This window comes from Pseudomonas sp. NPDC090203 (assembly GCF_044746765.1).
GTDB classification, from domain to species: domain Bacteria; phylum Pseudomonadota; class Gammaproteobacteria; order Pseudomonadales; family Pseudomonadaceae; genus Aquipseudomonas; species Aquipseudomonas putida_AD.
The window spans coordinates 44,225-64,867 of the sequence record NZ_JBIVCV010000014.1 but is presented as its reverse complement, the minus strand read 5'-3'; the positions used below and the strand labels follow the sequence as shown (position 1 = coordinate 64,867).

At 62.2% G+C, this 20,643-nt stretch carries 20 protein-coding genes; 7 read left to right on the top strand and 13 right to left on the bottom strand.

What is annotated here, in order from left to right:
• Positions 1–116 precede the first annotated feature (116 nt).
• Both ACIPO9_RS22370 and ACIPO9_RS22365 read left to right on the top strand, forming a co-directional pair.
• The gene (locus tag ACIPO9_RS22370; RefSeq protein ID WP_274136591.1) at positions 117–518 is read left to right on the top strand and encodes a YbaY family lipoprotein; all 402 of its coding nucleotides are present in this window, start codon (positions 117–119) and stop codon (positions 516–518) included.
• 39 nt (positions 519–557) lie between these two features.
• On the top strand, positions 558–1,247 hold the full coding sequence (locus tag ACIPO9_RS22365; RefSeq protein WP_400610274.1) for a DUF4197 domain-containing protein: 690 nt from the start codon (positions 558–560) through the stop codon (positions 1,245–1,247).
• A 179-nt stretch (positions 1,248–1,426) separates the two neighbouring features.
• Here the strand turns inward: ACIPO9_RS22365 and ACIPO9_RS22360 are convergent, their stop codons facing one another.
• Both ACIPO9_RS22360 and ACIPO9_RS22355 read right to left on the bottom strand, forming a co-directional pair.
• Positions 1,427–4,501, bottom strand: a complete 3,075-nt coding sequence (locus ACIPO9_RS22360) for an efflux RND transporter permease subunit (RefSeq protein ID WP_400783577.1) — start codon at positions 4,499–4,501, stop codon at positions 1,427–1,429.
• A 6-nt stretch (positions 4,502–4,507) separates the two neighbouring features.
• Positions 4,508–5,620 carry an efflux RND transporter periplasmic adaptor subunit gene (locus ACIPO9_RS22355; RefSeq protein WP_400783575.1) on the bottom strand — a complete coding sequence of 371 codons (1,113 nt, stop codon included), beginning with the start codon at positions 5,618–5,620 and terminating at the stop codon, positions 4,508–4,510.
• Positions 5,621–5,728: 108 nt separating this feature from the next.
• On the opposite strand from ACIPO9_RS22355, the gene ACIPO9_RS22350 reads away from it, so the two are divergent.
• A complete protein-coding gene (locus tag ACIPO9_RS22350; protein WP_400783572.1) occupies positions 5,729–6,358 on the top strand; it encodes a TetR/AcrR family transcriptional regulator in 630 nt (209 codons plus the stop codon).
• 116 nt (positions 6,359–6,474) lie between these two features.
• On the opposite strand, the gene ACIPO9_RS22345 is transcribed toward ACIPO9_RS22350, so the two are convergent.
• Positions 6,475–7,257, bottom strand: coding sequence for a class I SAM-dependent methyltransferase (locus ACIPO9_RS22345; RefSeq protein ID WP_400783570.1), 783 nt, complete (start codon positions 7,255–7,257; stop codon positions 6,475–6,477).
• A 98-nt stretch (positions 7,258–7,355) separates the two neighbouring features.
• On the opposite strand from ACIPO9_RS22345, the gene ACIPO9_RS22340 reads away from it, so the two are divergent.
• A complete protein-coding gene (locus tag ACIPO9_RS22340) occupies positions 7,356–7,988 on the top strand; it encodes an energy transducer TonB (RefSeq protein WP_274136585.1) in 633 nt (210 codons plus the stop codon).
• A 31-nt stretch (positions 7,989–8,019) separates the two neighbouring features.
• On the opposite strand, the gene ACIPO9_RS22335 is transcribed toward ACIPO9_RS22340, so the two are convergent.
• The 6 genes from ACIPO9_RS22335 to ppc all read right to left on the bottom strand — a co-directional run bounded on the left by ACIPO9_RS22335 (position 8,020) and on the right by ppc (position 15,016).
• Positions 8,020–8,718, bottom strand: coding sequence for an extensin family protein (locus tag ACIPO9_RS22335; RefSeq protein WP_400783567.1), 699 nt, complete (start codon positions 8,716–8,718; stop codon positions 8,020–8,022).
• Between the two features lie 36 nt (positions 8,719–8,754).
• Positions 8,755–9,627: a DUF72 domain-containing protein gene (locus ACIPO9_RS22330; RefSeq protein ID WP_400783564.1), complete on the bottom strand. Its 873-nt coding sequence runs from the start codon at positions 9,625–9,627 to the stop codon at positions 8,755–8,757.
• Positions 9,624–9,914: a hypothetical protein gene (locus ACIPO9_RS22325; RefSeq protein ID WP_274136582.1), complete on the bottom strand. Its 291-nt coding sequence runs from the start codon at positions 9,912–9,914 to the stop codon at positions 9,624–9,626. Before ACIPO9_RS22325 ends, ACIPO9_RS22330 begins: the two co-directional genes overlap by 4 nt.
• A gap of 756 nt (positions 9,915–10,670) precedes the next feature.
• On the bottom strand, positions 10,671–11,345 hold the full coding sequence (gene tsaB / locus ACIPO9_RS22320; protein ID WP_400611183.1) for a tRNA (adenosine(37)-N6)-threonylcarbamoyltransferase complex dimerization subunit type 1 TsaB: 675 nt from the start codon (positions 11,343–11,345) through the stop codon (positions 10,671–10,673).
• Between the two features lie 100 nt (positions 11,346–11,445).
• Positions 11,446–12,093 carry an adenylate kinase gene (gene adk, locus ACIPO9_RS22315; protein ID WP_274133739.1) on the bottom strand — a complete coding sequence of 216 codons (648 nt, stop codon included), beginning with the start codon at positions 12,091–12,093 and terminating at the stop codon, positions 11,446–11,448.
• 286 nt (positions 12,094–12,379) lie between these two features.
• Positions 12,380–15,016 (bottom strand): phosphoenolpyruvate carboxylase, encoded by a 2,637-nt coding sequence (gene ppc / locus ACIPO9_RS22310; RefSeq protein ID WP_400783562.1) that lies wholly within the window; start codon positions 15,014–15,016, stop codon positions 12,380–12,382.
• Between the two features lie 260 nt (positions 15,017–15,276).
• Here ppc and ACIPO9_RS22305 point away from each other — a divergent pair, with 260 nt between their 5' ends.
• From ACIPO9_RS22305 to ACIPO9_RS22295, 3 genes are all read left to right on the top strand, one after another.
• A complete protein-coding gene (locus ACIPO9_RS22305; RefSeq protein WP_400611178.1) occupies positions 15,277–15,621 on the top strand; it encodes a pilin assembly protein in 345 nt (114 codons plus the stop codon).
• 293 nt (positions 15,622–15,914) lie between these two features.
• Entirely contained in the window at positions 15,915–16,340 is a 426-nt protein-coding gene (locus ACIPO9_RS22300; RefSeq protein ID WP_274133742.1) for a DUF4398 domain-containing protein, read from the top strand.
• A 46-nt stretch (positions 16,341–16,386) separates the two neighbouring features.
• A complete protein-coding gene (locus ACIPO9_RS22295; RefSeq protein WP_274133743.1) occupies positions 16,387–17,169 on the top strand; it encodes an OmpA family protein in 783 nt (260 codons plus the stop codon).
• 117 nt (positions 17,170–17,286) lie between these two features.
• On the opposite strand, the gene ACIPO9_RS22290 is transcribed toward ACIPO9_RS22295, so the two are convergent.
• The 4 genes from ACIPO9_RS22290 to ACIPO9_RS22275 form a co-directional block, all read right to left on the bottom strand.
• Complete coding sequence (locus ACIPO9_RS22290; RefSeq protein ID WP_400783560.1) at positions 17,287–17,613, bottom strand: hypothetical protein; 327 nt, start codon at positions 17,611–17,613, stop codon at positions 17,287–17,289.
• Positions 17,610–18,530, bottom strand: a complete 921-nt coding sequence (locus ACIPO9_RS22285) for an alpha/beta hydrolase (protein ID WP_400783558.1) — start codon at positions 18,528–18,530, stop codon at positions 17,610–17,612. The genes ACIPO9_RS22290 and ACIPO9_RS22285 overlap by 4 nt, the downstream gene beginning before the upstream one ends.
• 213 nt (positions 18,531–18,743) lie before the next feature.
• Entirely contained in the window at positions 18,744–20,021 is a 1,278-nt protein-coding gene (locus tag ACIPO9_RS22280) for a flavohemoglobin expression-modulating QEGLA motif protein (RefSeq protein WP_400611173.1), read from the bottom strand.
• A gap of 28 nt (positions 20,022–20,049) precedes the next feature.
• A complete protein-coding gene (locus tag ACIPO9_RS22275) occupies positions 20,050–20,607 on the bottom strand; it encodes a hypothetical protein (protein ID WP_400783556.1) in 558 nt (185 codons plus the stop codon).
• Positions 20,608–20,643 lie beyond the last annotated feature (36 nt).

The window sequence follows — 20,643 nt, the reverse complement described above, 5'->3', positions numbered from 1 at the left end:
GTGAGCTTGCTCGCGATGGCGCCAGGTCAGCCAAGACACAGGCATCTGACGTACCGCTATCGCGAGCAAGCTCACTCCTACAGAGACCCTGCGTGCACCACAAGGAGATCCACCCAATGAAATACCTGCTCATGCCCCTGATGGCCGCCCTGCTGACCGCCTGCGCCGGCCACGACCCGGATAACCTGCCAGGCAAGGTCGATGGCGAAGTGTTCTACCTGCAACGCATCGCGCTGCCGCCGACCGCGACGCTGGAAGTCGCCTTGCAGGACGTGTCGCTGGCCGATGCGCCTGCCGTCACCCTTGCCAACCAGAAAGGTCCGATCAAGGGCCAGGTGCCGCTGCCCTTCCACCTGACCTACGATCAGAAACAGGTCAAGCCCGGCCATACCTATGCGGTCAGCGCCCGTATCGAAGATGGCGGCAAACTGTTGATGATCAGTACCGAGCGCTACACTGTCGACCTCACGCTGGAAGAAAAGCCGCCGGTGAAGGTCCGCGTGAACCCGGCCCACTAGCCTTCTCCCCGTTACACACCTTCATAAGGACGTTACCTCATGCTGCTTCGCTTATCGTCGTTCACGGGCCTGTGCGCCGGCCTGTTGTTGTCGGCCAGCGCCTTCGCGTTGTCCTTGGGTGATCTCTCGCAATCGGATGCCACGGGCGGCCTGAAAGACGCGCTGACCCAGGGCGCGCAGATCGCCGTCAAGCAACTGGGCGTGCCGGGCGGCTTCAGCAACAACAAGGAAGTGCGCATCGAGCTGCCGGGCAACCTCGGTAAAGTGGCGAAGAAGATGAAGCAGTTCGGCATGGGCGCCCAGGTCGATCAACTGGAAACCAGCATGAACCTGGCCGCCGAAGCCGCCGTGCCTCAGGCCCAGGCGATTCTGGTGGATGCCGTGAAGAAGATGAGCGTGACTGATGCCAAGGGCATTCTGGCCGGCGGCAAGGACTCGGCCACCGAGTACCTGAACAAGTCCAGCCGCGAGCAGATCCGCGCGAAATTCCTGCCGATCGTGAAGCAGGCCACCGACAAGGTCGGCCTGGCCCAGCAGTACAACTCGTTCGCAGGACAGGCCGCAACCCTCGGCGTACTGGATGCCAAGAGCTCCAATATCGAAGGTTACGTGACCGAAAAGGCCCTCGATGGCCTGTTCGAAATGATCGCCAAACAGGAAGAAGGCATCCGCGCCAACCCCGCCGCCGCGGCGACCAGTCTGGCCAAGAAGGTGTTTGGAGTGTTGTAACCGCAGGATCGGGTTTCGAACACAGATCCAAGGGCCGTACCGATAACCTGTGGGAGCGGGCTTGCCCGCGAATGCGCCAGGCCAGACGCCTGAACGGTGTCTGATCCACCGCCTTCGCGGGCAAGCCCGCTCCCACAGATCCCGGCCACTCAACCATTGTGGACACCTGCAAAGCGCTGCTACGGGTGCTCGTCGCGGCGGACTTTGAACCAGGCGGCGTACAGCGCTGGCAGGAACAGTAGCGTCAGCGCCGTGGCGACGATCAGCCCGCCCATGATGGCCACTGCCATCGGCCCGAAGAACACGCTGCGTGACAGCGGGATCATCGCCAGCACCGCCGCCAGCGCGGTCAGCACGATGGGCCGGAAGCGGCGCACGGTCGCTTCGATGATCGCTTGCCAGCGATCGAGCCCGGCCGCAATGTCCTGTTCGATCTGATCCACCAGAATCACCGAGTTGCGCATGATCATCCCCGACAGCGCAATGGTGCCGAGCATCGCCACAAACCCGAACGGCTGACGGAAGATCAGCAGGAACAGCGTCACCCCGATCAACCCCAACGGCGCCGTCAGAAACACCATGAACGTGCGTGAGAAACTGCGCAGCTGAATCATCAAAAGCGTCAGCACCACCACGATGAACAGCGGCACCCCGGCGTTCACCGAGTTCTGCCCGCGCGTGGAATCCTCCACCGTCCCGCCTACCTCCAGCAGATACCCGTCAGGCAGTTGCGCGCGCACTTCATCCAGCGTCGGCCAAATCTGATTGACCAGCGTGGCCGGCTGCTCCTTGCCGTAGATGTCGGCGCGGATGGTGACGTTCGGCAGGCGATTGCGGTGCCAGATGATGCCTTCTTCAAAGCCGTATTCCAGGGTCGCTACCTGGGACAGCGCGACACTGCTGCCATTGGCGGTAGGCACCGACAGGCTCGACAACGCACCTAGCTCATGGCGCTCCTGCTCGGTGCCACGCAGCAGGATCTCGATCAGTTCGTCATCCTCGCGGTACTGGCTGACGCTCGACCCGGTCAGCTGACTTTGCAGCAGGCGCGACAGATCACCGGTGGTCACCCCCAGCGCCCGGGCGCGGTCCTGATCGACATTGAGGTAGACCACCTTGCTCGGCTCTTCCCAATCCAGGTGCACATTGACCACATGCGGGTTCTCGCGAACCTTGGCGGCGACCTTGCGCGCCAGCATCCGGACATCCTCGATGTGCTCGCCGGTCACCCGGAACTGCACCGGATAGCCCACGGGCGGGCCGTTTTCAAGGCGAGTGACCCGAGGGCGCAGCATCGGGAACTGCTCGTCCAGGGTCTGGATCAGCCAGGTGCGCAGGGACTCGCGGTCCTCGATGGTCTTGGCCAGCACCACGAATTGCGCAAAGCTTGCCGCAGGCAACTGCTGGTCCAGCGGCAGGTAGAAACGCGGCGAGCCGGTGCCCACATACGCCACGTAATTCTCGACGCCCGCGTGCGCCTTGATCAGCGTCTCCAGACGCTTCACCTGCTCGGTGGTGTTACTCAGCGACGCGCCTTCCGCCAGCTTCAGATCGACCATCAGCTCAAGCCTGCCCGAGGCCGGGAAAAACTGCTGCGGCACGAAACGGAAGCTGAAGATCGACAGCACGAACAGCGCGATGGTCAGCACGATCACCGTCTTGCGCCGCCGCACGCACCACCCCACCAATGCCCTGACCCGCTTGTAGAACGCGGTGCCATAGGGGTCGGGCGCATCCGGGCCCGTACCATGTTTGGCCGCGTGAATTTTCGCCAGATCCGGCAACAGCCGCTCGCCCAGATACGGCACGAACACCACCGCCGCCACCCACGAGGCCAGCAAGGCGATGGTCACCACCTGAAAGATCGAGCGGGTGTATTCCCCGGTGCTCGACTGCGCGGTGGCAATCGGCAGGAACCCCGCTGCGGTGATGAGGGTGCCAGTGAGCATCGGAAAGGCCGTGCTGGTCCAGGCGAAACTTGCGGCCTTGAGCCGGTCATAGCCCTGTTCCATCTTGATTGCCATCATTTCCACGGCAATGATCGCGTCGTCCACCAGCAAGCCCAGCGCCAGCACCAAGGCCCCGAGGGAAATCTTGTGCAGGCCGATCCCCAGGTAATACATGGTGGCGAAGGTCATGGCCAACACCACCGGAATCGCCAGCGCGACCACCATGCCGGTGCGCACGCCGAGCGAGAAGAAACTCACCAGCAACACGATACCCAGCGCCTCGGCCAGCACCTGGACAAACTCGCCGACACTGGTTTTCACCGCCGCCGGCTGATCGGACACCTTGCGCAGTTGCATCCCGGCCGGCAGGTTGTTCTGCAGGCGGGCGAACTCACCTTCCAGCGCCTTGCCCAGCACCAGAATGTCGCCGCCGTCCTTCATGGCCACGGCCAGGCCGATGGCGTCTTCGCCCATGAAACGCATGCGCGGTGCGGGCGGATCATTGAAGCCACGACGCACCTCGGCCAGATCGCTGATACGGAAGGTGCGTTCGCCCACGCGAATCGGGAAATCACGAATCTGATCGACCGTCTGGAAGCGCCCGCTCACCCGTAGCTGGATGCGCTCGCTGGGGGTCTCGAAGAAGCTTGCTGCCACCACGGCGTTCTGGGCTTCCAGCGCCTGTTGCACGGCGGACAGCGGCAGTCCCAGGGTCGCCAGCTTGACGTTGGACAACTCGATCCAGATCTTCTCGTCCTGCAGGCCGAGCAACTCGACCTTGCCCACATCCTTGACCCGTTGCAGCTGGATCTGGATACGGTCGGCGTAGTCCTTGAGCACGGCGTAGTCGAAGCCTTCGCCGGTCAGTGCGTAGATATTGCCGAAGGTGGTGCCGAACTCGTCGTTGAAGAACGGCCCCTGGGTACCTGCCGGCAGAGTCTGGCGGATGTCGCCGATCTTCTTGCGGATCTGGTACCAGAGCTCCGGCAGTTTGGCCGAGACCAGCGAATCCCGGGCCATGAACGTCACCTGGGATTCACCGGGCCGGGAAAACGAGACGATGCGCTCGTAGTCGCCGGTTTCCATCAGCTTCTTTTCGATGCGGTCGGTGACCTGGCGCGCCACTTCCTCGGCACTGGCACCGGGCCAGAGTGTACGTATCACCATGGCTTTGAAGGTGAAGGGCGGGTCTTCGCTTTGCCCCAGTTTGGTGTAGGACAGCGCGCCGACCACCGCCAGCAGAATCATCAGGTAAAGGACCATCTGCCGATTGCGCAGGGCCCATTCGGAAAGGTTGAAACGCATCCGTGCTTACTCCCCGCTCGCCGACTGGCTTGCCAGCTTCACTGCCCGATTGCTGCGATCCACCGGACGCACCTGCTCGCCTTCGTGCAGCACATGCACCCCGGCGGCCACCACCCAGTCGCTGGCGTTCAGGCCGCTCAGCACCGGCACCGACTCCTGCCCATAGGCGCCCACTTGCACCGCGGTGCGTTTGAGGGTGTTGTCGCTTTGCAGACGCCAGACATAAGTGGCGCCATTCTCGGCCGTCACCGCCGACAGCGGTACCGACAACGGCACGCTGTGCTCGGACTGGATAAACACCCGCGCACTCTGCCCAAGCTCCGCCGCCACCTTGTTGCCGGAGAAAGCGATGCGCGCGGCGAAGGTTCTCGACCGCGGGTCGGCCGCCGGGGACAGCTCGCGGATGCGGCCAGCGAAGCGCTGATCGCGCTGGGTCCACAGCTCGACCGACACCGGGTCACCGATCTTGAAGCGGCCATAGTTCTGTTCCGGCAGGCTGATGGAGACTTCCCGCTCGCCATCGGCGGCCAGGGTAAACACCGTCTGGCCCGCAGCGACCACCTGCCCCACCTCCACCAGGCGCTTGGCGACCACGCCATCCTGGGAGGCACGAAGCACGGCGTAGCTGGTCTGATTGTCGGCAACGGTCAGTTCGGCCTTCATCTGCTTGAGACGGGCGTCACCGGCGCGATAGAGATTTTCGGCGTTGTCGTATTGGGACTTGCTGACCATCTGCCGTTCCATCAGCGTCTTGTAACGGTCACGCTCGGAGCGGACCATCTGCAGATTGGCTTCGGCCGCAGCGACCTGCGCGCGGCTCGCATCCAGTTGCAGGCGCACATCCTGCGCGTCGAGCTCGGCCAGTGGCTGGTTGGCCTTGACCCGCTCGCCCTCCTCGACCAGACGCTTGCTGACCTTGCCGCCAATGCGGAACGCCAGGTCGGGCTCGAAGCGGGCGCGCACTTCGCCGGGATAACTGTCCATCGATTGGGATGACGGGACCGGTTGCACTACCATGGCCGGACGTACCGTGGCCGGAACTGACACGTCCTGACCACAGCCCGCCAGCAGCGACACCAGACTGATGGGCACAGCAAGGAACAAGGCATCGCGAAACATGATGTGGCACCTTGGCAAAAGGGAGCTTTGAATAATTGTACTGGCGAGTATATTAAGAATTACCGAACTGAACAGTCCACTAATAAAATACAGATGCCTGAAGACCGAATGAACGACGCCACCCCTGCCGGCCCGGGCCGCCCGAAGGATCCGGCCAAGCGCCTAGCCATCCTTGAAGCGGCCAAGAACCTGTTCGTGCGCAACGGCTACGCGAGCACCAGCATGGACGCCGTCGCCGCTGAGGCCGGGGTTTCCAAGCTGACCGTGTACAGCCATTTCAATGACAAGGAGACGCTGTTTTCAGCGGCGGTGCTGGCTCGCTGCGAGGAGCAGGTGCCCGAGTTGTTCGTGAATGTCTCACCTCAGGAGCCCGTTGAAAAAGTGTTGCTGGGTATTGCCAGAGGCTTTCAGGTGCTGATCAACAGCCCGGAGTCCATCGAATTGCATCGGTTGATGATTGCGCTGGGCACTCAGGATTCGAAGTTGTCAGAGGTGTTTTTCGAGGCCGGACCGCAGCACATCCTGCAGGAAATGGAGCGGTTTCTGACGCGGGTGAATGACACCCAAGGGCTGCATTTCGATTCACCGCTCAGGGCAGCGGGGCATTTTCTGAGCCTGATCAAGGGCGTGTGCAACTTCCGCCTGCTGATCGGCAACGGCACCCCGCCCGATGAACAGGCCGGCGAGCAGCATGTGCAGGAAGTGGTGGGGTTGTTTTTGAAGGCGTACAGGGCGTAATGCCCATGAGCCCCGTGTAGGAGCGCGCTTGCCCGCGACCGCGTTATACCTGATGCCGATGTGTTGTCAGGCATGACGCAGTCGCGGGCAAGCGCGCTCCTACAGGTGCAGAGACCTCAGGGTTTCAACGCTTTCTTGGGATAGATGTCATACCGGCTGGACTTGCCATCCAGCGCATAACCCGGTTTGGTGCCTTCGATGCACGGCGCCTTGCGCGGGCGCTTGACCACCACGCGGTGGGTCGCCAGGTCCAGCGCGGCGGCGAGCAACGCCGGGGCGTCCAGATCATCGCCCACCAGCGGGCGGAACAGGCGCATTTCCTTCTTCACCAGCGCGGTTTTCTCGCGGTGCGGAAACATCGGATCAAGGTAGATCACTTGCGGCGGCTCGCCCTGCCAGTTGCGCATCAGTTCGATGGAATTACCGGTCAACAGGCGCATCTGGCCGATGATAGGCCCCACATCCAGATCCTGCGCGCCACGGGCCAGGCCGTCTTCCAGCAGCGCGGCGATGATCGGCTGGCGCTCGCTCAGGCTGATCTCGCACCCCAGGCTCGCCAGCACGAACGCATCCTTGCCAAGCCCCGCCGTGGCATCGTGGACACGGGGGCGAACCCCCGGCTGAATACCCACTGCCTTGGCGATCATCTGCCCGCTGCCGCCGCCGAAGAGACGCCGGTGGGCCGCCTTGCCTTCGACGAAATCGACCCGCACCGGCCCCGGAGCATCGTCGCCCAGTTGCTGCAACTGGAGGCCATCGTCGCTGACCTGCAGGGCAAAATCCGCCTCGGCGTCGTCCATCGGCAAGCCCAGGCGCTCGGCCCAGTGCACGGCTGTTTGCTGCCCGTCGGCGGTCAGGGTTTCGACCCGAATGCGGTTGCCCGCCTGCTGCTCAGTCATTGCGTTAACACACTCAAATTTTCTTAATGATTGGCAACATCTGCCGATAACGAAAGTATCCGGCATTTTGCCAGACCCACGGCATGTACTGAGCGCTTATGTCAGACATTCAGCAAACAGCATCGATAGGTTATCTGACGTACGCAGGCGACTACAGCGTACGCAATACCGAAACCCTGAGCGGCGTCACGCAGCTCTGGCAGGATGCGTTTGCCCGTGCAATGGCCCAGCAGGTCGACGACAACGCCGGCACCACACCGCAATACAGCGCCGTCGCCGCCGCGACGGACAGCATGACCGGCGAGCCTGTCGCTGGCGCCAGGACCCTGAGCAAGATCGTCGAGCAACGCGAATGCCCGGTGCAGGACACCGAAGTGGCGCCCCCGGAGCCGCTGTTCCTGCCCATCGCGGAATTCGAATGGGACCTGGCCGACAAGCCTGCCGTGCCTTTCAGCGCCGCCGAACTGATCGAGCAGCAGCGCAATCTGGAATTCGACGAAAACTGGGTACGCCCAACCGTCATGAACCCCTACGACGACAGCGTCGATCCGGGCCCCGGCCCTCAGCCGCGCCCACTGTTCCTGCCGATCGCCGAGTTCGAATGGGACCTCGCCGACAAGCCTGCCACGCCCTACAGCGCTGAAGAGATGACCGAACAACAGCGCAATCTGGAATTCGACAACGGCTGGGCGCGCCCAATCGTGTTGCAGAATTTGCGGATTGCCGCCTGAAACTTCGATGAACTGTAGGAGCAGCAGGTATTTATCGACACACCCGCCAGCGCCCCATATCGACGTGAAAGTGATTACGGTGCGCGGCGTTGTAATCCGGTCCCAATACCGTATTGAACTGCTTGCAAGCATCATCCCGAACTTGCCTGAGAAACGTCCCTTTATCGCCTTCATCGTTCCAGTCCTTGAGCACGGAAATGCGCCTGCCGTCTGCCAGACGAAACCCGGCGATGTCCAGCGCGTTGGCTGACGCATGCTGGCTGAGCCGCCCTTCGCTGCGGTTGTAGACGTTGCGACAGGCGAAGCTGCCCAGATGATCGACCTGAACCACCCGCTGCCCGAACACCGCCTGCGCCGCCGGTTGCAGCCCGTGGATCTCGAACAGCGCGTAGGCGACCGCCAAGGGGCAACTGGACACGAAGCTGCTGCTCAATGCCACGTCCCCGCCGGATATGCGCAAGGTGTCGGTCAAGGGGCATTTGGCATCGGCGCGGCTGTCGGCCTGATGGGTAAAGCGCAGGCTGGAGCTTTGCAGCGCCTGCTCGCACAGCGCCGGATTGTCCCGCAGGCGCCAGAGTTTGAAGCTCGTCAGCAGATCAGGCGACTGGCGCACATCCAGCGGCGCCCAGGGGTTCCAGCGATCCGCCAGCGGCAGCCAGCCACGCCAGATGGACACCGCGACACCGGCACCGATCAGCAGGAATATGAGAAACAAGGTCGAGCCGCGCATGAGCAGGGTTTCCGATAGGCGTGCACCCTATCGACCTCACAGCAGCCCGAGTTGCTCCACCTGTGGCCCACGATCGAGCACAGGCAATTCGGGCAACCCAGGCAGCAATTTCATCAACTGGCCGTGGAAACGTCGCGCAAGCTCGGGTGCCTGAAGGTTGTCCGGGGTGTGCAGAAACACGTAAGGCGTGCGCCCTTCCTCGATCCAGCCTGCGACCTTCTGCGCCCACTGCTCGACAAAACTGTCGTTGGCGTCCAGCTCAGGCCGGCCGATAAAGCGCACCTGAGGAAATTGCGTCAACGCCGCTGGCCGCGCCGGGACTTTCGGCTTTTTCGACTGCGCATGCAGCACCGCCGGATCGCGGCTGATGCAGCTGAACAGCGGCCTTGAATCCAGACAGATGCGCTCCACCCCGCGATCAAGCAGCAGGCGATTGAGCATGCGTTCTTCCTCGCCCTTGTTGAAAAACGCCATGTGACGCACTTCCACCGCCAGCTCGCGCCCGACCAAGGCATCGATGAAAGTCGCCAGCTCGCCCAGGCGATTGGGCGTAAAGCTGGCTGGCAGTTGCAGCCACAATGGCTGTACGCGCGCCCCTAACGGAGCGAGCAACTTGAGGAAATCTTCGGCAGCCGTCAGGTGCTCCCGCAGATCCCCGGCGTGGCTGATGTCGCCGGGAAACTTGGCGGTGAAACGAAAATGCTCGGGCAATACCTGGGCCCAGCGCTGAACAGTGCTGTCCTTGGGGCGAGCGTAGAACGTGGTGTTGCCCTCTACGGCATTGAAGACCTGGGCATACAACTCAAGGAAATCGGTACTGCGGGCATCGGGCGGATACAGCGAGTCGCGCCAGGCGTTCTCACTCCAAGACGGACAACCGATGTAGTAAGGCGGGTTGGCGAGGTTCAAACGTGAAGGTCGAGTCCCGAGACTTCAAGATCCCAATCCACGAACGTCGAAGTCGTCAGATAGCTGCTCAGCGCGTGAGCCACACGGGTGCTCATGGCACGGGGGAAAATGATGTCTTGCTGGCGAGCAGGCACATTGGCCGTGCTGCCGGTTTGCCGACGAGGCTGCTGCGCAACGACTTCAACGTCGTCGATCACTTCTTCTGAGGCGTTGTCGATCACCGCAGAGCCTTTGCGTGGCTTGCGCTTGATCGGGTACGAACGATTTGAAGGACCGGTGATCCGCATCAATGCTTACTCGGCGTATTGATAGTGGCAATTTAATCTCACGAAGCGCCTGAAGCAAACTCGCGAACGATAACTAGACCACACTTATCGCGAAATGTTTGAAACCACCGGGCAGAAAACCCGCATTTGTCGCCGAACGGTAGCAAATGGTGTGACTCAGGTCGCAAATAAGGCGTGCGTTGCCGGTGCGCCAGGAGGCGATTTCGAGGGCCCCGTCGCGGGCAAGCGCGCTCCTACAGATGCGAACACCGGCCCGTAGTAGCACGGCTTGCCGGCGGGGCGGCCTCAAGATCGCTCCCGCCGGCAAGCCGTGCTGCTACGGGATGGTGGTGTGTTTTAGATTTTGATTTTGATCTTCGTACGCGATGGCACAGGCGCCGCAGAATGCGACGTTAAGGCGCCAGGCCGAGCGCAGGTGTCGTGGAGGGGGATGAGCGGCAGGAAGCCGCGAAAGCCGTGCGGGCCAGGGACGGCCCATCACGGCGTGCCCCCGGAACGACGCCGGAGTCGAGGGAAGTCCGAAGGACCCCAGCCTGTCGCAATGGCTTTGCTTACTTTCCCCGAAAGGAAAGTCAGTCGCCCGTAAGGGGCGAAACCCTAAGTCCGGACCACCTCGAAAACGGATATTCACACGACCCAAGCGTCACCGGTCGACGCGGAGCGTCGTTCAAGGCGTTACCACGCAGAGCGTGGGAACGATCATGCGCAGAGCGTGGGAACGATCATGCGCAGAGCGTGGGAACGATCAGGCGGGAATCACCGAGCCTTGGGCGTCGCCACCTTGTCCCGCAAATAAACCGGCTGCGCCTCATCAGCAACAATGGCCTCACCGCGCTGCCAGGCAAAGGTCGCCAGCGTCAGCAAATCCTGCGCATGGGGCAGCATCAAAGCGTCCTGCCCAGAGACAGCGACAGGCATACGCCCCGCATACCCCCAACCCGTACCCGCGCCAAACCACTCACCCGACGCATCGCCAGGCAAAGCGGCACGCTCCGGCGGCATCACCGCCTCCTCGCCCACCAGCCGCATCTCACCGGCAGCTTCGCGATAGCAACCCCAATACACCTCATCCATCCGCGCATCGATGGCAGCAGCCACCTGCGTGGCGCCATGCTCACGCAAGGCCCGCTGCGCCAGCACCGCCAGATTCGACACCGGCAACACCGGACGATCCAGCCCGAACGCCAGCCCCTGCACCACACCAATGGCAATGCGCACGCCAGTGAACGCCCCCGGGCCGCGCCCGAAAGCAATCGCATCCAGCGCCGACAGCCCGATGCCGGCCCCGGCCAGCAGCTCCTTGATCATCGGCAGAAGCTTCTGCGCATGCAGCCGCGGAATCACCTCATAGTGCGTGGTGATTTTTCCGTCGTGCAACAGGGCAACAGAGCAGGCTTCAGTGGCGGTGTCCAGGGCCAGCAACGTGGTCATCGGAGTTTCCATGATCGGGGGAGAAAAGTGGGAGAAATGCGCGGGCATTATAAACAACAACGGCCCGCAAGCGGGCCGTCATCGCAACGCCTGGTGAAGATCAGGCCAGTGCTGCGCTCACCTTGGCGGTGATTTCCTTGACCGAACCTACGCCCGGGATGCTGCTGAACTTCGGCGTGCCGTCCTTCTCTTCGAGCTTCTTGTAGAACTCGACCAGAGGCTCAGTCTGCGCGTGGTAGACCGACAGGCGATGACGCACGGTCTCTTCGACGTCGTCCTTGCGCTGAACCAGGTCTTCGCCGGTCACGTCGTCCTTGCCTTCAACCTTCGGCGGGTTGTAGACGGTGTGGTAGACGCGGCCCGAACCTTCGTGCACACGACGGCCGGAGATACGCTGGACGATCTCTTCGTCGTCGACCTTGATCTCGACCACGTGGTCGATGGCAAGGCCGGCATTCTTCAGGGCTTCAGCCTGGGGAATGGTACGCGGGAAGCCGTCGAACAGGCAGCCGTTGGCGCAGTCGGGCTGCGACAGGCGATCCTTGATCAGACCGATGATCAGGTCATCGGACACCAGGCCGCCGCTGTCCATGACGCTCTTGGCCTTCAGGCCCAGCTCGGTGCCGGCCTTGACCGCAGCGCGCAGCATGTCGCCGGTGGAGATTTGTGGAATGCCGAACTTTTCAGTGATGAACGTTGCCTGAGTACCTTTACCGGCCCCGGGAGCTCCCAGCAGAATCACGCGCATTGTTGTGCTCCTCAATTTTTATAGAGATTTCGTCGGATTCGCCTACATGGGGCCAATCACTAAAAAAAATTAACTGACCCAACGGCCAAAGGCTGATCAAGATACACAGCCGATTCATGCCGCACAAGACGCCAAAAGTCGCAGCAACCCGCGACAAACCAATAGCTTGGCAACGATCGGTACTTTGGTAGCACCGCAGTGCAACTTCAGGGGGCAGCTCCGCGGCGGATCGGCTGTGCGCCGCAGGATGAAGCCTTCGAGCCTCATCTGCGGCACCAATCTCACCTTAGCCGGTATTGCGCAAACCGGCGGCAATGCCTGCAACAGACACCAGCAGCGCCTGTACCAGAGGACTGTCCAAGCTGACCTCGCGACTGCGCGAGCGTGCCAGCAGTTCGGCCTGCAATAGATGAAGCGGATCGAGGTAGGTGTTGCGCAAGCTGATGAATTCAAGGGTTTCCGGGCTGTGGGCCAGCAGTTGCGACTGCCCGGTCAGCCCGAGCACCACGTCGCACGCCTGCGACAATAGGTCGCGCAAATGCGCACCCAAATGCAGCAGTTGCGGCTGCACCAGACGTTCGTCGTAGAGCTGGGCGATGTCGCTGTCGGCCTTGGCCAGGACCATCTCCAGCATGTCGATGCGGGTGCGGAAGAACGGCCACTGCTCGCGCATCTGCCCCAGCAACTCGCCCTGGCCCCGCTCCAGCGCCTTGCTCAGCGCGTCTTCCCAGCCGAGCCAGGCAGGCAGCATCAGGCGGGTCTGGGTCCAGGCGAAGATCCACGGGATCGCCCGCAGGCTTTCCACCCCGCCCTCGCGACGCTTCGCCGGCCGGCTGCCCAGCGGCAGACGTCCCAGTTCCTGTTCGGGTGTGGCCTGGCGGAAGTATTCGACGAACTCGGGATGTTCCCGGACCACGGCGCGATAGGCGTTCACGCCATCTGCGGCCAGTTGATCCATCATCTGACGCCACTGCGGCTCAGGCATCGGCGGCGGCTGCAAGGTTGCCTCCAGCACCGCGGCCAGATACAGGTTCAGGTTCTGCTCGGCGATGTCCGGCAGGCCGAACTTGAAGCGGATCATCTCGCCCTGTTCGGTGGTGCGGAAACGCCCGGCCACCGAACCTGGCGGCTGCGACAGGATCGCCGCGTGAGCAGGACCACCCCCACGGCCTACGGTGCCGCCACGGCCGTGGAACAGCAACAGTTCGACTTGCTGGGCCTTGCAGATCTCCACCAGTTTTTCCTGGGCCCGATACTGCGCCCAGGCGGCTGCCGTGGTGCCCGCGTCCTTGGCCGAGTCTGAATAGCCGATCATGACTTCCTGCGGGCCATGCAAATGCTGGCGATAGCCCGGCAGGCTGAGCAGGTGCTCGATCACAGGCCCCGCGTTGTCCAGGTCCGCAAGGGTTTCGAACAACGGCACTACCCGCATCGGTCGCTGCAAGCCGGCTTCCTTTAGCAGCAACTGCACGGCCAGGACATCGGAAGCCGCGCCCGCCATGGAGATCACGTAGGAACCCAGCGATGCCGCAGGCGCCGCCGCCACCACCCGGCAGGTCGCCAGCACTTCGGCGGTGTCGGCTGCCGGCTTGAAATGCGCGGGCAGCAGTGGGCGTTTGTTGCTCAACTCGCCGAGCAGGAATTCGATGCGGGTTTCTTCGTCCCAGTCGTCATATCGGCCCAGGCCCAGGTAGTCGGTGATCTCGGTCATGGCCGAGCTGTGCCGGGTGGAGTCCTGGCGCACATCGAGCTTGACCAGGAACAGGCCGAAAGTGACCGCACGGCGCAGGCAATCGAGCAGAGGGCCATCGGCGATCACGCCCATGCCGCACTCGTGCAGCGAGCGGAAACACAATTGCAGCGGTTCGAGCAGTTCGCGATTGTCGTGCAACACGCCCTCAGGTGCAGGCTGGGTGACGCGCAGCGAGGCATGGGCCCAGTTGCGGGTGGCCCGCAGGCGCTCGCGCAGTTGCTTGAGCACGGCGCGATAGGGCTCGGCGCTGTCGCCGGCCACGGCCATCAGCTCGGGGCTGGCCTGTTGCATCGACAGCTCGGCAGCCAGTTGATCGACATCGCGCAGGTACAGGTCCGCCGCCATCCAGCGCGCCAGTAACAGCACTTCGCGGGTCACGGTGGCGGTGACATTGGGGTTGCCGTCGCGGTCGCCGCCCATCCATGAAGCGAAGCGGATCGGCGCCGCTTCCAGAGGCAGGTGCAGGCCGGTGGCCGCTTTCAGCGCCTGGTCCGCCTTGCGCAGGTAGTTGGGGACGGCTTGCCACAGGGAGTTTTCAATCACCGCAAAGCCCCATTTCGCCTCATCCACGGGCGTGGGTCTGACACGGCGGATTTCTTCGGTGTGCCAGGCTTCGGCGATCAGGCGCTGCAGGCGCTCGGTGATCTGCTGGCGCTCGATGGCATTCAAGTCGCGATGATCGAGGGCCGCCAGTTGCGCGGCGATGGCATCGTACTTCTGAATGAGCGTACGCCGGGCCACTTCGGTGGGGTGGGCGGTGAGGACCAGTTCGATTTCCAGTTTCCCCAACTGGCGCGCCAGGGCTTCAGGTGACTGACCGGACGCCTTCAAACGCTCAAGCAGTTCAGGCAGCACGCGCGATTCGAAGGGCTGCGGCTTGCTGTCGTCGCGGCGATGGATCAACTGATACTGCTCGGCGATGTTGGCCAGGTTCAGAAACTGGTTGAAGGCCCGCGCAACCGGCAACAGTTCGTCTTCCTTGAGGCTTTCCAGATTGGAACTCAGTTGCTCGGTGCTTTGTGTCGCAGCGTGCCGACCGGCCTTGGCGCTCTTGCGGATACGTTCGATCTTCTCCAGAAAATCAGCCCCGTGCTGATCACGAATGGTGTTGCCCAACAGCTCACCCAAGAGGTGAACGTCCTCGCGCAAACGTGCATCGATATCAGCCATCCAGCCCTCTCCTTCAGCGTTTTCTGTTGTTCCGGTCACGCGTGGTTTCGGGTCCGAAAAGTCCCTGAAACTGAACGCTCGGTAAAAATCCGTCTCTATCTACTGTGCATACAGCGACAAATTCATACAAGCATGCAACCCCTTGCCTCACATCCGTGGGGAACAGGCTAGGGTTTGTAGTGGACCCCACGAAGGTCTGCATACTCGCCAGCTCCCGTCATCCTGCGGGCGCCAGGTGCGAGAACCATGAAGAGGTCTTTATGAAAATCCGTGAGCTCGCAAAACAATGGGAACAGTCCGCCAAAGGCCGCCTGACCAAGACCGGCTACGCCGTGCATCTGGACGTCGAAGCCGCAGCGCGCCTGGCGGCCATCGCCGAAATGTACCCCAAACGCTCCCCGGAGGAACTGCTGGGCGAATTGATCGGTGCTGCCCTTGAAGAGCTTGAAGAAAGCTTTCCGTACATCCAGGGCACCCACGTGGTCGCCACTGACGAAGAAGGCGATCCTCTCTACGAAGACGTAGGACCGACACCGCGTTTCCTCGCCTTGTCGCGTCGTTTCCTACAAGACCTGTCGGATCAGACAGACAGCCAGCAGCACTGATAACGACGTCGTTTTCAATGCCAGTCAAAGCGCCGCGCCGCCCCGTAAAACCGGGGCCGGCGCGTCTTTTTTTGTGTCATTAAAAAAGCGCCAGTTTTACAACGCGCAACAAATCACCCGTTTGGCAGCTGTAAAAAACGCTGAACTATTCAAAAACCGTGTTGGTCCGAGCAATTAGCCATGACAGAAAAAGCCGACCAATGGCATCAGGCGCGACGCGTGTTTGCTGCAAGCCGCCCGCTCCCGACCAGGGCAAAACTGAAATGGACCATCATGTTTTCAGGAGTTTCGAAATGGAGTTGACCACCATGAACATCAGCACTGCCAACACCAAGTCCAACCGCCTGCGCGGGCTGAAACTGGCCGCGTTGGTCGTGGGCACCAGCGTGCTCCTTGCCGGTTGTGCAGGCAAACCTCCAAGCGAGCAGTACGCCGTGACCCAGTCGGCGGTGAACGCTGCCGTGACCGCAGGTGCCACCGAGTACGCTCCGGTCGAGATGAAATCGGCGCAGGACAAGTTCAAGCAATCGGAACTTGCGATGCAGGAAAAGAAATACGACGAGGCCCGCAAATACGCTGAACAGGCCGAGTGGGACGCCCGTGTAGCCGAGCGCAAGGCGCAAGCGGCCAAGGCACAGAAAGCCGTGCAGGACGCTCGCCAGGGCGTCAATGAACTGCGTGAAGAAGGCATGCGCCAGGCCCAGCCGGTCAGCCAGTAACCCTTCGCATTTCCTGCATTGCCATTGATTTAAGGACGAAACCATCATGCGTAAACAAGTACTGATTCCTGCCCTGCTGGCCCTGAGCGTTGGCCTGGCTGCCTGCTCTTCGCAACCGAACGTGAATCTGGAGCAGGCCCGCACCAACTATTCGGCGCTGCAAAGCAACCCAAAGGCCACTGAACTGGCGGCCCTGGAAACCAAAGACGCGAGCGAATGGCTGGACAAGGCCGATGCGGCTTTCCGCAGCCACGAAAACGAGCAGAAAGTCGACCAACTGGCTTACCTGACCAATCAGCGCGTGGAGCTGGCCAAGCAGACCATTAACCTGAAGACCGCTGAAAACGATCTGAAAAACGCCTCGGCTCAGCGTGCACAGGCACGTCTGGATGCACGCGATGCGCAGATCAAGGCGCTGCAGAACAGCCTGAACGCCAAGCAGACCGAACGCGGCACCCTGGTGACCTTCGGTGACGTGCTGTTCGATCTGAACAAGGCCGAGCTGAAATCCAGCGGCCTGGTCAACGTCAACAAGCTGTCTCAGTTCCTGCAAGAGAACCCTGACCGCAAGGTGATCGTCGAGGGTTACACCGACAGCACCGGCTCCGCGAGCTACAACCAGTCGCTGTCCGAGCGTCGCGCCAACTCCGTGCGCATGGCGCTGGTGAAGATGGGTGTGAGCATGGACCGCGTCGTGTCCCAGGGTTACGGCAAGGAATATCCGGTGGCTGACAACGCCAGCGCGTCGGGCCGTGCGATGAACCGTCGCGTGGAAGTGACCATATCCAACGACAACCAGCCAGTGGCACCGCGTTCTTCGATGCAGTAACGCAACACGACGTGTAGGAGCGCGCTTGCCCGCGACAGCGGTGTGTCATTTAGCCAATAGGCATCTGACACATTGCGGTCGCGGGCAAGCGCGCTCCTACAGAGTTGAGGCGGCGTGTTATTGGACCTTTTGTGGCGTCTGCTGCCCCATGCAGCGCACCGCCTGTTTACGGTCGTTGACCAGCACGCCGGTCAGGCCTTTCTGTTCGGTATCGAACAGCACCAACACCCCTTCGATGCATTGCGCAGCCTGCGGCGCGGGTTCCAGCGCGACTTTGTAATCCTCCCCCGGCATGGTCTTGAGCATGGTGAACTGGCTCAATTGCAGGGCGTCCTCAGGCTTTGCGAAGTGCAGGTAGCCGTAGTACCACAATACCCCCACCGTGCCGAAAATACAGGCGATGCCGGTCAGAATCTGCGGGATGACGTTACGCTCTTCACTCATTTGTGGCTCTCTGCTGGGTTGCCTGGCGACGGTTTCGCGTCAGGATCGGGGTAGTTGGGGATTTCTGCCAGGCGCCGCAAACCGTTGAAGTGCTGCGGGTCGTCCAGGTAGTTGACCATGACTTGCTGCCAGGTCGGGTCGGCGAAGGTCTGCACGTGAGGCCCGCGCGTCAGTTGCAGCACCCGCGGGGGCGGTGCGGCCTGATACAGGCTGATGCCGTTTTGCAGCGGAATCTGCGCATCGTCCAGACTCTGGAACAACAGGATCGGCGTGCCTTTGAGCCGGGGGATGGCGGTGATGGCGCTGTCGCCGTCAGGAATCACCCAGGACAATGGCCGCTTGAACGCCCAGGTCAGCCACGACGTGCTCAGGGTGTAGCGCGCAATGTCACGGTAACTGGCCGGGACGCCGTCGAGTACCAGGGCCTTGAGCCGCGAGCGTTGCTGCGGATGTTCGGCCAGGTAATGCACGCCGATCGCGCCGCCCAGGCTTTGTCCCAGGACTATCAGCGGTTTGCCTTGCGCCTCGGGGGCCTTGCTCAGCCAGTCGAAGGCGGCGTCGACGTCCTGATACACGGCAGGCAGGCTTGGATCGCCCTCGGAGCGACCATAGCCTCGGTAGTCCAGCATCAGCACCTGGTAGCCCCGCTCGGGGAGCCAGCCACTGCCGCCCAGATGCCAGGCCATGTTGCCGCCGTTGCCGTGCAGGTGCAGCACCGTGCCCTTGACCGGCACGCCCGCCTTGGCCGGCAGCCACCAGCCGTTGAGCCGGGTGCCATCGGCGGCAATCATGGTGACGTCGCGGTAGGCCAGTTGCGCCTTGTCCGGGGTCATGGGCACATGACGCTCGGGGTAGAACAGCAACTCGCTGCAGCCGGTGAGGGAGATGAGCAGGAGCAAAGTCAGAAGCGGCTTCAAGCGATGTCCTTTCAAATGAATTATCCGACCTGCGCAGGTCCTTGTAGGAGCGCGCTTGCCCGCGACGGCGGTGGGTCAGTCAGAAGTGAATCGTCTGACACGACGCTGTCGCGGGCAAGCGCGCTCCTACAGGCGGAGGCGGTGGGTCAGGTAGATCCGAGTCGTCTGACACCACGCCATCGCGGGCAAGCGCGCTCCTACGGGGTGTGTTGCTCAGAGGATGTTCGAGTAATCCGCCTCGATCCGGTCCAGGCTCAAGTGGTTGAGGAAGTTGGAGAAGCACATCCATGCCGACAGCGCGTTCATGTCGCGGAACTGGTCGGGCAGGTACTTGGGCGGCACCACCAGCCCTTCGTCCACCAGTTGGCGCAGGGTGCGCATGTCTTCCAGGGTGGTCTTGCCGCAGAACAGCAGCGGCACCTGCTCAAGCTTGCCCTTTCTCACGGCCAACTGGATGTAGTTGTAGACCATGATGAAGCCCTTCAGGTACGAAAGGTCCTTGGTGAACGGCAGACCGTTCGGCACAGAGCCTCGGAAAACGCGGCTGGCGTTGCCGTAGCTCTCCGGCATGCCGAAGCCCTGCTCGCGATAGAAATCGAACACCTGGAGGAAATCCGCGCCCTCCTCGGCCATGTGGATGGCGCGGGTGCGGTTGGTGAGCTTGCGCAGGCGGCTCGGGTACGAGGCGAAGCCGATCACTTCCATGAGGATCGCCAAGCCTTCCTGGGTCACCGTCGACGAGGGCGGCCCCTTGGCCAGGAAGGTGCAGATCGGCTGGTTCAGCCCGTTGAGCGTGGTGCCCACGTGGACCAGGCCTTCGTGGACTTCCAGCGCCCGCACGTCACGCTCGTTGAACATCGCGTCGCTGCGGATCTTGATGTAGTCGGCGCCCGCCGCAGCGTCAGCCACGATGCCGTCGGACTCGAACACGCGGATGGTTTCCTCGGCCTCGCCGAAGGTGCGGTTCAGGCGGCTTTGCAGCATGGCCACCGCGTCCTTGGCGTTGAGTGTCTTGGGTTCGTCCTTGAGGTCGCCGCGCCCGGCGATGTTGTTGAGGTAATCGGAGAGCATCATGCCCAGGTCGGCCAGGGTCGGGTCGCCGGCATGAAACGCATCGGAGGCCGCGCCGTACAGCTCCTGGGAGATCAGGCCGAAGTCCGGCGTGCCCCGGGCTTCGAGCATGCGGATCACCATGCGGTACTCCTTGCACATGCGGCGCATGATCTGCCCGACCGGGTTGAACTGGCCCAGTTGCCGGGTGATGTCGCGCTCGATGTTCTGGAACTCGAGCTTCACCGCGCCCGAATCGAAGCCCAGCGGGCGGCTTTCGTAGTAGGCGCGGTTGACCTCCGGCGGCTCCTTGCCCTTGGCGGCCAGGAACGTCTTGCGGATGCTGTCGTCCCATTTCACGGCATCGAGTACGCGAATCGGCGTCTGCGCCAACACAATACGATCGGACAGCGTGCGTATGGTCTGTTGGTAATCGTCCACCCAATACCCCTTTGATTAACCGGTAGCGCTATTTGGTCATGCGCTGATATTTGGCCGCATTGATGAAGACATCGGAATTGGCGGTGTCGTCCAGGTAGGCGAACACCTTGTCCATGGAGCTGGTGATCAGGACGCCGTCGCCCTTCTCGGTGTCCACCGTCTGGCCGTCGAAGACCTTCTGTTCCACCAGTTGCTGGAAGCGTTCGAGGTCAAGATCATAGACCTCCAGCTCGTCGGCGGCGTTTTGATTGTCGATCAGGTCGAAGCCTGCGATCACGTAGTTGGCGCCGTACTTGTCCGGCAGCGAGGCGCACAGGTACCAGCGGCTGCCGTGGCGGGCCACGGTGAAGGTGTATTCGTCACGGTTCTGGCGATCGCCCTTGCGATAGCTGACCGCCCGGTATTGATTGGTGCCGGCGCGACTGATCTCGAGCTCCAGCGGCTCGCCCCAGGCGTTCTTGCTGGTCCAGGTGCCGAGCAGTCCGGGCGGCGCGGTATCGCGGGGCGCGATCGGGTCCTTGAACGTCACCAGGCATCCGCTCAACAGGGCGAACGACAAGGCGAGCACGACGCTCCAGACTTTCATCCTTTCCTCCCCATGTGAGCCGTGAACCGGCGAACG

What these genes read in the sequence shown, in the direction of transcription:
- ACIPO9_RS22325 (WP_274136582.1), bottom strand. Translation starts at nt 9,914, where the DNA reads ATGCGGATCACCGGTCCTTCAAATCGTTCGTACCCGATCAAGCGCAAG.
- ACIPO9_RS22335 (WP_400783567.1), bottom strand. Translation starts at nt 8,718, where the DNA reads ATGCGCGGCTCGACCTTGTTTCTCATATTCCTGCTGATCGGTGCCGGT.
- tsaB (WP_400611183.1), bottom strand. Translation starts at nt 11,345, where the DNA reads ATGACCACGTTGCTGGCCCTGGACACCGCCACTGAAGCCTGCTCTGTT.
- ACIPO9_RS22355 (WP_400783575.1), bottom strand. Translation starts at nt 5,620, where the DNA reads ATGTTTCGCGATGCCTTGTTCCTTGCTGTGCCCATCAGTCTGGTGTCG.
- ppc (WP_400783562.1), bottom strand. Translation starts at nt 15,016, where the DNA reads ATGGCTGATATCGATGCACGTTTGCGCGAGGACGTTCACCTCTTGGGT.
- ACIPO9_RS22350 (WP_400783572.1), top strand. Translation starts at nt 5,729, where the DNA reads ATGAACGACGCCACCCCTGCCGGCCCGGGCCGCCCGAAGGATCCGGCC.
- ACIPO9_RS22365 (WP_400610274.1), top strand. Translation starts at nt 558, where the DNA reads ATGCTGCTTCGCTTATCGTCGTTCACGGGCCTGTGCGCCGGCCTGTTG.
- adk (WP_274133739.1), bottom strand. Translation starts at nt 12,093, where the DNA reads ATGCGCGTGATTCTGCTGGGAGCTCCCGGGGCCGGTAAAGGTACTCAG.
- ACIPO9_RS22340 (WP_274136585.1), top strand. Translation starts at nt 7,356, where the DNA reads ATGTCAGACATTCAGCAAACAGCATCGATAGGTTATCTGACGTACGCA.
- ACIPO9_RS22275 (WP_400783556.1), bottom strand. Translation starts at nt 20,607, where the DNA reads ATGAAAGTCTGGAGCGTCGTGCTCGCCTTGTCGTTCGCCCTGTTGAGC.
- ACIPO9_RS22370 (WP_274136591.1), top strand. Translation starts at nt 117, where the DNA reads ATGAAATACCTGCTCATGCCCCTGATGGCCGCCCTGCTGACCGCCTGC.
- ACIPO9_RS22360 (WP_400783577.1), bottom strand. Translation starts at nt 4,501, where the DNA reads ATGCGTTTCAACCTTTCCGAATGGGCCCTGCGCAATCGGCAGATGGTC.
- ACIPO9_RS22300 (WP_274133742.1), top strand. Translation starts at nt 15,915, where the DNA reads ATGGAGTTGACCACCATGAACATCAGCACTGCCAACACCAAGTCCAAC.
- ACIPO9_RS22305 (WP_400611178.1), top strand. Translation starts at nt 15,277, where the DNA reads ATGAAAATCCGTGAGCTCGCAAAACAATGGGAACAGTCCGCCAAAGGC.
- ACIPO9_RS22290 (WP_400783560.1), bottom strand. Translation starts at nt 17,613, where the DNA reads ATGAGTGAAGAGCGTAACGTCATCCCGCAGATTCTGACCGGCATCGCC.
- ACIPO9_RS22295 (WP_274133743.1), top strand. Translation starts at nt 16,387, where the DNA reads ATGCGTAAACAAGTACTGATTCCTGCCCTGCTGGCCCTGAGCGTTGGC.
- ACIPO9_RS22345 (WP_400783570.1), bottom strand. Translation starts at nt 7,257, where the DNA reads ATGACTGAGCAGCAGGCGGGCAACCGCATTCGGGTCGAAACCCTGACC.